11 protein-coding genes are annotated in these 12,568 nt (G+C 68.1%); 5 read left to right on the top strand and 6 right to left on the bottom strand.

The features are described 5' to 3' along the window. Positions 1-54: 54 nt before the first annotated feature. Both LT965_RS13170 and LT965_RS13165 read right to left on the bottom strand, forming a co-directional pair. The gene (locus tag LT965_RS13170; protein WP_232701275.1) at positions 55-915 is read right to left on the bottom strand and encodes an HpcH/HpaI aldolase/citrate lyase family protein; all 861 of its coding nucleotides are present in this window, start codon (positions 913-915) and stop codon (positions 55-57) included. 111 nt (positions 916-1,026) lie between these two features. Beyond that, positions 1,027-1,371 (bottom strand): hypothetical protein, encoded by a 345-nt coding sequence (locus LT965_RS13165; protein WP_232701273.1) that lies wholly within the window; start codon positions 1,369-1,371, stop codon positions 1,027-1,029. Between the two features lie 148 nt (positions 1,372-1,519). Between LT965_RS13165 and LT965_RS13160 the strand changes: the two genes are divergently transcribed. The 3 genes from LT965_RS13160 (at position 1,520) to LT965_RS13150 (ending at position 4,613) form a co-directional block, all read left to right on the top strand. After that, entirely contained in the window at positions 1,520-1,984 is a 465-nt protein-coding gene (locus tag LT965_RS13160) for a MaoC family dehydratase (protein WP_232701272.1), read from the top strand. Positions 1,985-2,359: 375 nt separating this feature from the next. Continuing rightward, positions 2,360-4,126 carry a M3 family oligoendopeptidase gene (locus LT965_RS13155; RefSeq protein ID WP_232701271.1) on the top strand — a complete coding sequence of 589 codons (1,767 nt, stop codon included), beginning with the start codon at positions 2,360-2,362 and terminating at the stop codon, positions 4,124-4,126. A 55-nt stretch (positions 4,127-4,181) separates the two neighbouring features. Further along, positions 4,182-4,613 carry a DoxX family membrane protein gene (locus LT965_RS13150; RefSeq protein WP_232701270.1) on the top strand — a complete coding sequence of 144 codons (432 nt, stop codon included), beginning with the start codon at positions 4,182-4,184 and terminating at the stop codon, positions 4,611-4,613. A gap of 2 nt (positions 4,614-4,615) precedes the next feature. Here the strand turns inward: LT965_RS13150 and LT965_RS13145 are convergent, their stop codons facing one another. The 3 genes from LT965_RS13145 to LT965_RS13135 form a co-directional block, all read right to left on the bottom strand. Then, positions 4,616-4,960: a DUF5658 family protein gene (locus LT965_RS13145; RefSeq protein ID WP_232701269.1), complete on the bottom strand. Its 345-nt coding sequence runs from the start codon at positions 4,958-4,960 to the stop codon at positions 4,616-4,618. Between the two features lie 116 nt (positions 4,961-5,076). Then, complete coding sequence (locus tag LT965_RS13140) at positions 5,077-6,864, bottom strand: acyl-CoA carboxylase subunit beta (protein WP_232701268.1); 1,788 nt, start codon at positions 6,862-6,864, stop codon at positions 5,077-5,079. A 123-nt stretch (positions 6,865-6,987) separates the two neighbouring features. After that, a complete protein-coding gene (locus LT965_RS13135; protein ID WP_232701267.1) occupies positions 6,988-7,335 on the bottom strand; it encodes a hypothetical protein in 348 nt (115 codons plus the stop codon). A gap of 182 nt (positions 7,336-7,517) precedes the next feature. On the opposite strand from LT965_RS13135, the gene LT965_RS13130 reads away from it, so the two are divergent. After that, complete coding sequence (locus LT965_RS13130) at positions 7,518-8,090, top strand: peroxidase-related enzyme (RefSeq protein ID WP_232701266.1); 573 nt, start codon at positions 7,518-7,520, stop codon at positions 8,088-8,090. Between the two features lie 59 nt (positions 8,091-8,149). Here LT965_RS13130 and LT965_RS13125 read toward each other — a convergent pair whose 3' ends face one another. Further along, positions 8,150-8,482 carry a DUF7344 domain-containing protein gene (locus LT965_RS13125; RefSeq protein WP_232701265.1) on the bottom strand — a complete coding sequence of 111 codons (333 nt, stop codon included), beginning with the start codon at positions 8,480-8,482 and terminating at the stop codon, positions 8,150-8,152. Between the two features lie 234 nt (positions 8,483-8,716). On the opposite strand from LT965_RS13125, the gene LT965_RS13120 reads away from it, so the two are divergent. Continuing rightward, positions 8,717-12,550, top strand: coding sequence for a PAS domain S-box protein (locus tag LT965_RS13120; RefSeq protein ID WP_232701263.1), 3,834 nt, complete (start codon positions 8,717-8,719; stop codon positions 12,548-12,550). The last annotated feature ends 18 nt before the right edge of the window (positions 12,551-12,568 follow it).

Raw genomic sequence — 12,568 nt, 5'->3', positions numbered from 1 at the left:
GGGTCAGCAAAAGGGTGGCGGAATTCCCATTGATAATATGCAACTTAAGGCGTCCTAGGACCCGTCACCGTCGTCGGCCGCTCGCGCCCGTTCGACGACACGTTCGGCCTGCGCGATCAGGGGGGCGTCGACCATCTCGCCGTCTACGCGGAACACGCCACGGTCCTCGGCGTCGGCCTCGCGTTTCGCTTCGAGTACTCGTTCGGCCCATTCGACGTCCCCGGGGTCGGGTGTGAACGCGTCGTTGATCGGCGCGACCTGTCCCGGGTGGATCGCCATCTTTCCGTCGAAGCCGAGGCCGGCGGCGAATCGCGTCTCCTCGCTCAACCCCTCGGTGTCCTCGATGTCCGTGTACACGGTGTCGATGGCGTCCACGCCCGCCGCGCTCGCTGCGAGGACGACGTGCTCGCGCGCGTAGAGAACCTCGGTCCCCTCGTCTGTCCGGGTCGCCCCCACGTCCGCCGAGAGGTCCTCTGCGCCGAACACGAGCGCGTCCGTCGCGTCCGCGGCAGCGACGTCCTGTGCGTTCAGCACGCCCGATGCCGACTCGACGAGCGCCAGCACGGGTGGGTCGCTGCCGTGCTCGTCAAGCAGGCGAGCGAGCGTCGTCACCTCCTCGCCGGACTCGGCCTTCGGGAGCATCACGGCGTCCGCTCCCGCCTCGCCCGCGAACACGGCGTCGACGTCGTCGCCCGCCCCCGCTCCGACGGGGTTGACGCGCACGCACACCTCGCAGTTCGGGTCGAACTCGGCGTCGACGAGCACCTCGCGGACCGCCGCCCGCGCCTCGTCCTTCCGACCGGGCGCGACGGCGTCCTCGAGGTCGAACACCACCACGTCGGCTCCCGCACCGGGCGCCTTCCGCAGCATCTCCGGACGGTCCCCCGGCGAGAACAGCACGCTTCGTCTGACCATACCGGAAGCCCGCTCCGCGCGCCCTTGTAGTTTTACCAGTCGCCGCCGGCGCAGTCGGCACTCGGCGACAGACTGCCAGTGGAGCACACGACAGCCAATAAGGAACCCGACCTACGGGCGGGGGTTCTCCTCGCGGGGGTCGCAGAGCGCGAGTCGCACCGCGTCCTCGCGCACGCTGACTATCACGACGTCCAGGCAGTGGTCGTCGGCGATCCCCCCGATGGGGTCCGGAGTGGCCTCCGGGTCGGTGGTCACGGCGCCGCCGCTGCCCGGGAGGGCGTCGAAGATACGCAGCAGGAGCGACTGGTTCTCCCGCATCAGGCCGCCCTCGCGGGTAGCTTCACCGACCACCCACTCCCCGCGCAACCCCGGCACAGCCGTCCTCCCGCTGTCGAACTCGAACCCGGGGTAGCCCGCCTCGCGGAGCTCCCCCTTCACGCGCTCCCAGTCCGTCATCGACCTCATACTCGCGCCCACTGCTTGAAAAGCACTCGCCCGACGTCCACTCCGCCCGGCGTCTCGTTCGCTGGTCAGTCCCCCACTAGTCGTCCCGCGAACTCCGTGGACCGGAGTCGTTTTGGCCCGCCGCTACGACGCCTCCCGTATGCCCGGGCTGTACTACGAGGAGTTCGAGGTGGGCGAGACCATCGAACACGACAGACGGCGCACCATCTCCGAGGCCGACAATCAGCAGTTCTGCGACACGACGATGAACCAGCAGCCACTGCACCTCGACGCCGCGTTCGCCGCGGAGACCCAGTTCGGCGAGCGCCTCGTCAACGGTCTCTACACGATGAGTCTCGCCGTCGGCATCACCATCCCCGAGACGACGGACGGCACCATCGTCGCCAACCTCTCCTACGACGACGTCGAGCACCCGAACCCCGTCTTCCACGGCGACACCATCCGCGTGCAGTCGACGATTACGGACAAGCGCGAAACCAGCGACAGCGAACGCGGCGTCGTCACCATGCGCGTCGAGGTGTTCGCCGTGAACCGCGAGGACGAACCCTTGGTGTGTGAGTTCGAGCGGACGGTCCTCTCCCTGAAGCGCGAGAACGCGGCGTAAAACTGCATTTTCGGTTATTCCGGTACATATTCAGTGACTGGCGAAACCACCCCGAAAGCCCCGGCGCTGTCGACTCCCGGGACTCGCTGTCGCCGAAAGAGCGCAGAGCGCTCCTTCCGGTGCTTGCTTCGGCCGCCATCGTCCACACGGCCGCCCCTTCCAGTCCACCCAATGCCAGTTGGTCAGGCCGTGCCGGGTGGACTGGAAGGGGCGAGTGGCTGTAGACACCAGTGTCAGATCCACCACACCCAGCCAGAGTGTCTCACACCCGCGAAGCACTTTAGTCGCATCAGGATGACGACTACCTCGTGCTAGACTGAGTCGTCGCGTTCCGATCCGTGCCGCCCGACAACCACCGACGCCGACCAGTTACGAATGTACGATTCACGCGACGACGTCCCCGAGACGCACCGATTCGACCTGACACGCATCTTCGACACCCGCGAGGAGTGGGCGACCGCCCGCGAGGCGCTCGAAGACGCGATCGAGACGTTCGAAACCGACCGGCCGCTGGAGGAGGTACTCGTGGCGTTCGAGTCGCTGTCCGCGCGCGACCACCGCCTCCGGACGTACGCGAACCTCCGCGCAAACGTCCAGACCGGCGACGACCAGCGCGCTGCCGACCGTTCGCACGCACACGCCGTCCACGGCGACCTGATGGCGCTCCGCGAGGACGTCGAGCGGCGCGTCCGCGACGCCGACGCGAGTGCCAGCGTTCCCGAGCGCTTCGACCGGTACGTCGACGACGTCCGACAGCGCGGCGACCAGACGCTCGCACCCGCGGCCGCCGACCTCCTCGCGCAACTCGACGACGTGCTCGACGCGCCGGAGCGTGTGCACCGCGCTCTCGTGGACGGCGACTTCGACCCGCCGACCGTCGACGTGGACGGTGAGCCGGTGACACTCACGCGGAGCGAGCGCTCGCGAATCCAGAGCTCTGAAGACCGAGCGACGCGGAAACGCGCGTTCCAGGCGGTCCGCGACGAGTACGTCGGCCGCCGGGAGACGCTCGCCGCGAACCTCGACACGATGGCGCGGCGGAACGTCCGTCTCGCGGACGCCCGTGGCTACGACAGCGCGCTCCCCGCCGCACTGGCTGGCTCCGACCCGTACGTCGCGTGCCGCCCCCAGCCCCGACTTCCGCGAGCGGTCTACGACGCACTCGTCGGTGGCGTTCGCGACAACCTCGCGCCCAAACACCGCCTCGAACGCGTCCGCCGGGACGCCCTGGGCGTCGACGCGCTCCAGCCGTGGGACCGGAACGCCGTCCCCGTCGACGGCGAGACGCCCGAGTACGACTTCGAGGACGCTCGGGGGATGATCCTCGACGCCGTGGCACCGCTCGGTGAGGCCTACCAGTCCCGCGTCGCGAGCGTCTTCGAGGAGCGCCGCGTCGACGCCTTCGACCACCCCGGGAAGACCGAGCAGGGCGCGGCCTACGCGACCTACGCGCCGGACGCCGGGCCGTTCGTGCTCGCGCGCTGGAACGGCTCGCTCTCTCACGTCTTCCTGCTCGCGCACGAACTCGGGCACGCCGTCCACGCCTCGTTCGCCGGCGACGCACGACCCCACGTCACCGCGGGCATCCCCGAACCCGTCGCGGAACTCCCGAGCAAACTCCACGAAGTCCTGCTCGCCGACCACCTCCTCGACACGACCACGGGCGACGAGCGCACCGCGGTCGCCGCGCGGGCGGTGCGCAGCGTCGGCGCGAACCTCTTCTACTCCGCGCGCTGGGCGACGTTCACGCACCGACTCCACGAACGCGTCGAAGCGGGCGACCGCCTCACCGCGGACTGGCTCGACGAGACGTACGGCGACCTGTACGCCGAGTTCGTCCCCGTCCTCGAAGTCACCGACCGACTCCGCGCCGGGTGGACCACTGGACTGTACAACGTCCCACTCTACCACCACTACCCGTACGTCCTCGGCACTGCGGGTGCGCTCGCCGTCGCGGACGGCGTCGACGACGCGAACGCTCCCGCGGACTACGTCGCGTTCCTCGAAGCCGGCACGTCGGAGCCTGCCGTCGAATTGCTGGCGGACCTGGGCGTGGACGCGACCAACGAACGCGCCGTGAGCGACGCCGTCGAGCGGTTCGAGGCCTGCGTGGACGCGTTCGCCGAGTCCGTCGAGCCCTGAGTCGTCGCTCGCGAGCGCAACCAGACCTTTCTCCCGGCAGTCCGTCGTGACACGCATGAACCCCCTGCGGAGTGCGGGCCGACTTCACGGCCGAGTCGTAGCGCTGGCGGCGCGTTCACCGGAACCTGCGACGCTCGCGCGCTGGGGCCTCGGCGCGATGCTGGTCGCCGCCGGCGTGCACAAACTCCTCGACCCCGGCGCGTGGGCGGTGTACGTCACCGACTGGCTCGCGCCCTGGCTCGTCGTCTCACCGGTGACGTTCATGGTCGCCAACGGCTACCTCGAGTTACTGTTCGGCGCCGCGCTGCTCGACGACCGCTTCACGACGTTCGCCTCGCTGGTCGCGGCCGTCTCCCTCACGGCGACGGTCGGCTACCTGGCCGTCGTCTGGGCGACTACCGGTCAGTTCGGGGACGTGGTGGCGCGCGACGTCGGCCTCGTAGGGCTCGCGTGGGCGGTGTTCGTCGAGGCGATGCGGACGACGTGAAGCTACAGCGTCCCGAGGATGAGCGCGGTGTTGACGGTGACTGCGAGCAGCCACGGCACGGCGAGACAGATCGGCGCGATCCAGCGGTACGCTGGCGGCACCACCTGTCTGCCGCCCGCTGCGACGGCGAAGGCGGCGACTTTCATGGCGGCGAGTCCGGCGTAGCCGTGCCCCGCGAGCACCGACGCCGCGAGCGGGTTGCCCTCGCTGAGACCAGCGTGCGCGATGCCGTAGTACGTGAGCAGGAGGTCGCCGAGGAGGGCACCGACGGCGACGAGCCACAGTCGCGCCTCCGTCGAGGAGACGCCGAGCGTCGGCCGGTGGACGGTCCTGGTACTGGAAGCCACACCGTACGTGACGCCGACGCACTGGATTGTTACCAGGCGGCTATCAGCCGTAGGCGGCTCCTACGACCGAGAATCGCCCGAAATGGGAGACAGTGTCGCGGCCGGCGTCGACCGCCTCAGAGGATGGTGCCGTGTTTCTTCGACGGTCGGTCCTTCTCGACGTCCTCGTAGAACGCGAAGCGATTGGCCAGTTCCGTGCGGAGGTCGGAGGGCGGGACGATCTCGTCGATGACCGTCTCGCTCGCCATGCGGTGGACGTCGATGTCCTCGCGGTACTCCTCGCGGAGTTCCTGTTCGCGTTCCGCCCGCTCCTCGGGGTCGTCGATGGCGTTCAGCTTGTTCGCGTACACCGCGTTGATAGCGGCCTCGGGGCCCATGATACCGATCTCTCCGGACGGGAGCGCGATGACGGACTCGGGGTCGTAGGCGGGGCCGGACATGGCGTAGATACCCGCGCCGTACGCCTTCCGGACGACGACGGACTGCTTCGGGACGGTGGCCTCGCTGGTGGCGTAGATCATCTTCTTGCCCTTCTCGAGGATGGCGTCCTTCTCGACCTGGCTGCCCGCCATGAACCCCGGCGTGTCACAGAGGTACAGCAGGGGGATGTTGTACGCGTCGGACTTCCAGACGAACTCCGCGGCCTTCTCGGCGGCGTCCGGGAAGATGGCGCCCGCGCGCTGGGTGGGTTGGTTCGCGACGATGCCGACCGTCCGGCCGTCGATGCGCGCGTAGCCCGTGAGAATCTCCTTGCCGAACTCGGGTTTGAGTTCGAAGAAGGAGTCCCGGTCGACCACGCGGTCGATGAGGTCGTGCATGTCGTACGCGCGGTTCGGGGACTCCGGAATGAGGCCGTCGATGCCCGACGGCGACTTCGCGGGCGGTTCCGCGGGCTGGCTCGGCGGCTTCTCGTCGCTGTTGTCCGGGAGGTACTGGACGAGGTCAGCGACGAGTTCGCGGGCGTGCTCCTCATCGCGCGCCACGAGGTCGGCACTCCCGGACTCGCGAGCGTGGACCTCCGGACCGCCGAGGTCCTGCATCTCGATCTCCTCGCCAGTCACCATCTTCACCATCCGCGGACTGGCGATGGCCATCGCGGACATCCCCTCGACCATCACGGTGAAGTCCGCGAACACCGGCGTGTACGCGGCGCCGGCGATGCAGGGGCCGTAGAGCACGCAGATCTGGGGGACGCGTCCGGAGAGCCGGGAGTGGTTGAAGTAGTACTTCCCGATGCCCTCGCGGTTCGCGAAGAAGCCGGTCTGCTGGTCGATGCGACCCCCGGAGGAGTCCATCAGGTAGAAGACTGGCTTGCCGGTCTTGAGCGCGCGCTGTTGCATCCGGAGGAACTTCTCGACGCCGCGCTCGGCCATCGACCCCGCCTTCACGGTGAAGTCGTTGGCCATGAAGTGGACGTCGCGGCCGTCGAACTCCGCGGCGCCCGTGACGAGACCGTCCGCGGGGAGGCGGTTGTTCTCGTCGCTCTCCTCGACCTCGGGGCTGTCCGGGTGCCACGCGTCGAAGTTCGCGAACTTCCCGTCCTCGAACAGCAGCGTGTCGTCTTCGTCCCGCTCGCCGTCCGCGTCCTTGCCGCCGAACCAGAGGTCCAGCCTGTCTCGCACGAACAGTTTGTCCTGGTCCGGGAGGCGGTCCCGGTACTTCTGCGGGCCGCCCTCCAAGATGTCTGCGATCTCCTCGCGGAGCTGCTCCTCGCGTTCGGTCGGTCCCAGCTCCGGTTCCGGGCTGGGTTCGTCGTCGGGTGTCTCGGGCGCCTCGTGGACCGCCGCCGGCTCGTCGGCGTCGCCGAGGTAGACCTCGACGTCGTCGCGAACGTGCTCGGCGAGCGCCGCGGCGACCGCCTCCGCTTCTGACTCGGTCGCGCCGCCACCGATGCGTACCTTCATGGTTCGGCATCCACCGGGCGGTTGCAAACAACTTTCCCTTTCGCCCGGGTCGGCAGTCCGACCTACTGGTGTCTACGTGCGAAAAAAGCGGTGTCGGAACTGGTCGAGACGTCGAGTATCGGACTACGACGCGGTGGTCGTAGTCGTGGTGGTCGTGGTGCCGTTGCCGGCAGCCGTGGTCGTCGTGGTGCCGTTGCCGGCAGCCGTGGTCGTCGTGGTACCATTTTCTGCGGTCGTCGTGGTACCGTTCATCTCAGTCGTGGTCGTCTCCTCCTCAGTAGTCGTCGTCTCCTCTTCCGTAGTTGTCGTCTCCTCCTCAGTAGTCGTGTCGTCGCCACCGGCACCGCCAGCGCCCGTGTCGCCCGCACCGTCTGTCTCGTTGCCCGGTGCCTCTGTGTCTGTCCCACCGCAGCCCGCGAAGGCCACGAGCAGGACGACGCCGATTACCGCGAGTGTCTTCGTCTGTACCATTTGAATCTACCCCGCGTGGGGTACCTCACCCTACTGGCTCTGCGAGGATAAGGGGCCGAGACGGTTTCGGACGTTTTACGCCCCGAGCCGGCTATAATCGGTACTTACCGGAATCGTAAGCCACTGCGTACCCCTCGCTCGTCGACACAACGGCTAAGGGGGCAGCCCCCGCCCGTCTACCCATGAGCGAGGAAGCGATGACGCGGTTCCCCGTCCCCGACACCGACGACCTGCCCGACGACCTCAGGCAGCGCATCGACGAGGAGACCGAACGTGCGGGGTTCACGCCGAACGTGTTCGAGGCGTACGCGTACAAGCCGAGCCACTTCCGCGCGTTCTTCGCGTACTACGACGCGCTCGTCGACGACACGCCGCTCGCCCGGGAGGAGGTGGAGATGATCGTCGTCGCCACGAGCGGCGCCAACGACTGTCTCTACTGCGTAGTCGCCCACGGCGCGCTCTGTCGCATCTACGCCGACGCGCCGAAGCTCGCGGACCAGCTCGCCACCAACCACCGCGCGGCCGACGTCTCGACGGAACACCGCGCGATGCTCGACTTCGCCGTGAAGCTCACCGAGTCGCCGGAGGCCGTCACCGAGGAGGACGTGGCTGCTCTCCGGGACGCAGGCTTCTCGCAGGAGGAGATATGGGACATCGGCTCGGTCGCGGCGTTCTTCAACCTCTCGAACCGGATGGCCGTGCTCGCAGACATGCGACCGAACGACGAGTTCTACACGCTGGGCCGCGACGCGTAGCCTCGGCTCTGTTCTCGTAGTACTGGACCGAAACCGACCAGTTAGACGGTCGCTCTCTTCTACAGCAGTCGGCCGGGGGACCGCCAGGCCTCGACGCGGTTCGCCTCCGGGTCGTAGTCGATGACGCCCGCCTCGTCGAGTTTCGGGAGGTGGGCGTGGTGGAGTCGCGTCTTCGTCCGGTCGGCGAGCTCCGGGGCCGGTGCAGGGTCATCGCGTGCCTGCTGGGCCACGGACGTAGCAAGTTCACCGAGGTCGACGGGCGCGGTGCGTTCCGCTAGGAGCTCCAGAACGATTCGACGCTCCGGGGCGGCGAGCAGTCGGTGGCGGGCGCTCTCGGTCAGTTCGGCTGCTCCACTCCACTCACTCGTTTGCTCGCTCGGGATTTGGGACATGTGGTTTTGGTCTCGTTCGCCGGGTTCGACCGGCTTCTACCTGTACCGAAGGACTCACCGCCGGTAAGTCCCCGCTAGAACCAATTAGGGGGCGAATGCGCCGGTCGCGAGCCACGATTCACTCCCTGTATTGGTCGCGTTGTTCGGCCTTGCACTCGTGTAGTGGCCAGGTCCAGACCGAGTAGTACCTCCGCCGGCGGAGGGTTGATGGCGTTCGCTCGCTAGGTTCCACCAATGACGACGGAATCGCTCACAGAGAGCCTGCGGGAGACACTCGCCGTCTTCGAGGGACACAATCCCCTGACGACGAGCGAGGTGACCGAACGGGTCGACCCCGGCCGACGGAGTACGTACGAGCGACTCCAGCGACTCGTCGAACAGGACCGCCTCGAGACCAAGAAGGTCGGGGCGAGCGCGCGCGTCTGGTGGCGACCGGACAGCGCCGCGTCGGCACCCACGCCGGACGCACCGGACTGGCCGGCAGCCGCCGAGTCGCTCGTCGGCGACGTCCTCGACGGGGCGGACGTCGGAGTGTTCGTCCTCGACGACGAGTTCGACGTCGCCTGGGTGAGCGAGGCGACGGAGCGCTACTTCGGCCTGGACCGCGAGGAACTGCTCGGCCAGGACAAACGCCGACTGGTCGACGAACGCATCGCGTCTGTCGTCGAGGACTCGTCGGCGTTCGCGGACACCGTGCTGGCCACCTACGACGACAACACGTACACGGAACGGTTCGAGTGCCACGTGACGCCGGGGGAGGGCCGCGAAGAGCGCTGGCTCGAGCACCACAGCAAACCTATCGAAGCGGGTGCGTACGCGGGCGGCCGCGTAGAACTATACTACGACGTGAGCAAGCGCAAGGAGACGGAGCGAGCGCGCGGAGAGGACCGCCTGCAGTTCGAGCACCTCGTCGACGCCGTCGAGGGGTACGCCATCTTCACGCTCGACCCGGAGGGCCGCGTCCAGACGTGGAACCCCGGCGCGCGAGCCATTAAGGGCTACGACGCCGAGGAGATCGTCGGCGAGCACATCTCGACGTTCTACACCGCGGAGGACCGCGACGCTGGCCTCCCGGAGACCAACCTCGCGAGAGCCGCCGAGACGGGGTCCGTCGAGGACGAGGGGTGGCGCGTGCGCGCCGACGGAACGCGGTTCTGGGCGGACGTCGTCATCACCGCCATTCGTGACGACGACGGGGAACTGACGGGGTTCGCGAAGGTCACCCACGACGCGACCGAGCGCCGCGAGTACGAGCGTCGACTCGAAGACCAGGCCCAGCGCCTCGAACGGCAGCGTGACGAACTCGAACTCGAACTCGAAACCATCTTCGCCCGTGTCTCGGACGGCTTCTACGGTCTGGACGAGGACCTTCGGTTCACGTACGTCAACGATCGCGCGGAGTCACTGCTGGGACTCGAGGACAGCAGCGTGAACGGTCGAGAGCTCGGGAGCGAACTCGACGTCACGGAGAACTTCGCGAACGCGATCCGTGAGGCTCTCGACAGCCAGGAGCCGGTGTCCATCGAGGACTACTACGAGCCCCTGGACGCCTGGTTCGAGAACACCATCTACCCCTCCGAGGACGGGCTCTCGGTGTACTTCAGGGACGTCACCGACCGGAAGGAGCGCGAGCACGAACTCGAACGCTACGAGACGGTCGTCGAGACCATGAGCGACGCCGTCTACGTAGTCGAGGACGGCCGCATCACGATGGTCAACGAGGCCTACACCGAGATGACCGGGTTCGACCGCCGGGTTGTCCTCGGCGAACCAGTCTCGACGGTGGTCGGCGAGGAGAAGGCCACGCTCGGAACGGAGATCGAAGCGCAACTCGCGGCCCGCCCCGACAAGGCGGGCCGAATCGAGGCCGAGTTCGAGTTCCCGTCCGGAGACTCTCTCGTCGCCGAGACGCAGTTCGCCCTCGTCGACGACACCGACGGAATCGAGCGCGTAGGTGTCGTCCGCGACGTCACCGAGCGCAAGCGGCGCGAGGAGGAACTCGAACGGTACGAGACCATCGTGGAGACGGTCGACGATGGGATCTACGCCGTCGACGACGACGGCCGGTTGGTGACGGTCAACGACGGACTGTGCGAGCTGACGGGGTACGACCGCGAGGAACTGATCGGCGCGCCCGCGTCGATGGTTCACCAGAGCGACAACGTCACGGAGCGCGTGGAGTCCCTCGCCGCGGAAGCCGCCGCTGGCGAACGCAGCGTCGCGAAAATCGAACTCGACGTCGTGACGAAGACCGGCGAGAGCGTGCCCTGCGAGGCGCGGATCGCGCCGCTCGCGCTCGGCGGTGGCTGGGGGCGCTGTGGCGTGATACGTGACGTCACGGACCGACTGGAGCGCGAGCAGGAGCTCCGCGACCGGGTCCACCAGCAGGAGGTCGTGACGGAGCTCGGCCAGCGCGCGCTCGACGACCGCGACCTCGACGAGCTGATGGTCGAGGCGACGCGGCGGGTGGCCGATACGCTGGACAGCGACTTCTGTAGCGTACTGGACCTGGACCAGGCCGCCGAGAACCTCCGTCTCAGGCAGGGCGTCGGCTGGGACGACGGTGTCGTCGGGTCGACGACCGTCTCCGCTGTCGACGACGAGTCGCGGGCGTCGTTCACGCTGTCCTCGAGGGAGCCCGTCGTCGTCGACGACATCGACGCAGACCCCCGGTTCTCCGGGCCGGAGCTGCTCACGAGCCACGGCGTGCACAGCGGCGTCAGCGTCGTCGTCGGGCCCGTGGCCGACCCCTGGGGTATCCTCGAGGTGCACGACGCCGAGCGGCGGGCGTTCTCCAGGCGGGAGGTCAACTTCGTTCAGAGCGTCGCGAACATCCTCGCCACCGCCATCAACAGACACGAGTACGAACAAGAGCTACTGCGGCAGCGCGAACAGCTCGCGGCGATGGACTCGCTCAACACGGTCGTCCAGGAGATCACGGACGCGGTCATCGAACAGTCGACGCGCGAGCAGATCGAGGAGACGGTCTGCGAGCGCCTCGCCGCGACGGACTCCTACCAGTTCGCGTGGATCGGCGACATCGACGTACACTCCCAGACGGTGGCGCTCCGGGCCGAGGCCGGCGTCGAGGGCTACCTCGACGACATCACCATCTCCGTCGATCCCGACGACGAACGCGCTGGCGGGCCGACCGGCAGAGCGCTCCGGACGGGAGAGGTCCAGACCTCGAACGACGTCCAATCGGACGAGAGTCACGACCCCTGGCGTGGCCACGTCGAGGCGTACGGCGTCCGCTCGTCGGCGGCCATCCCGATCGTCCACGAAGACAGCGTCTACGGCGTCCTGAACGTCTACGCGGGGCGCGTCGACGCGTTCGAGGGGCGGGAACGCGACGTCGTCGGCCAGCTCGGCGAGATCGTCGGCCACGCCATCGCGGCGACCGAGCGCAAGCGTGCGCTGATGAGCGACGAGGTGGTCGAACTCGAGTTCCACATTCCGGACCTCTTCGAGGCGCTGGACATCGGGGCGCCACCCGCGGGCACCATCACGCTCGATCGCACGGTGCCCCTGGAGGGCGACGAGTACCTGGTGTACGGGAGCGCCACCCCCGACGCGGTCGCGGAGGTCGAGGCCATCGTCGACGCGATGCCCCACTGGGAGAGCGTGACGTTCTACGGCGACTCCACGTTCGAGTTGCACCTCTCCGAGCCGCCGGTGCTGTCGGTGCTCGCCTCCCTGGGTGGTTCCGTCGACGAGGCCATCATCGAGGACGGCGACTACAGCATGCAGTTGCGCGTCCCGCCGAGGGCAGAGGTCCGGCAGATCATCGACGCCGTCCAGGAGGCCTACCCGGCCGCCGAGCTGTTGAAGCGCCAACAGGTCACCCGCGACCACGACGCGTCCCAGGCCGAACGACACGAGCTCCTGGACGCGCTCACAGACCGCCAGCAGACCGCCATCGAGGCGGCTCACTACGCCGGGTTCTTCGAGTGGCCGCGGCAGTCCACCGGCGAGGACCTCGCCTCCTCGCTCGGCGTCTCGCCGCCGACGTTCCACCAGCACCTCCGGAAGGCCGAGCGGAAGGTGTTCGACGCGCTGTTCTCCTAACCACCTCGGCAACGTGTT

The sequence above is a fragment of the Halobacterium wangiae genome, from assembly GCF_021249345.1.
Classification (GTDB): Archaea; Halobacteriota; Halobacteria; order Halobacteriales; family Halobacteriaceae; genus Halobacterium; species Halobacterium wangiae.
The sequence above is the reverse complement of the archived record's forward strand: the minus strand, read 5'-3'. Positions and strand labels throughout refer to the sequence as shown.

Excerpts from the sequence above, each read along its gene's own strand:
- LT965_RS13170 (WP_232701275.1), bottom strand. The coding sequence starts at position 915 with ATGGTCAGACGAAGCGTGCTGTTCTCGCCGGGGGACCGTCCGGAGATG.
- LT965_RS13165 (WP_232701273.1), bottom strand. The coding sequence starts at position 1,371 with ATGACGGACTGGGAGCGCGTGAAGGGGGAGCTCCGCGAGGCGGGCTAC.
- LT965_RS13160 (WP_232701272.1), top strand. The coding sequence starts at position 1,520 with ATGCCCGGGCTGTACTACGAGGAGTTCGAGGTGGGCGAGACCATCGAA.
- LT965_RS13155 (WP_232701271.1), top strand. The coding sequence starts at position 2,360 with ATGTACGATTCACGCGACGACGTCCCCGAGACGCACCGATTCGACCTG.
- LT965_RS13150 (WP_232701270.1), top strand. The coding sequence starts at position 4,182 with ATGAACCCCCTGCGGAGTGCGGGCCGACTTCACGGCCGAGTCGTAGCG.
- LT965_RS13140 (WP_232701268.1), bottom strand. The coding sequence starts at position 6,864 with ATGAAGGTACGCATCGGTGGCGGCGCGACCGAGTCAGAAGCGGAGGCG.
- LT965_RS13135 (WP_232701267.1), bottom strand. The coding sequence starts at position 7,335 with ATGGTACAGACGAAGACACTCGCGGTAATCGGCGTCGTCCTGCTCGTG.
- LT965_RS13130 (WP_232701266.1), top strand. The coding sequence starts at position 7,518 with ATGAGCGAGGAAGCGATGACGCGGTTCCCCGTCCCCGACACCGACGAC.
- LT965_RS13125 (WP_232701265.1), bottom strand. The coding sequence starts at position 8,482 with ATGTCCCAAATCCCGAGCGAGCAAACGAGTGAGTGGAGTGGAGCAGCC.
- LT965_RS13120 (WP_232701263.1), top strand. The coding sequence starts at position 8,717 with ATGACGACGGAATCGCTCACAGAGAGCCTGCGGGAGACACTCGCCGTC.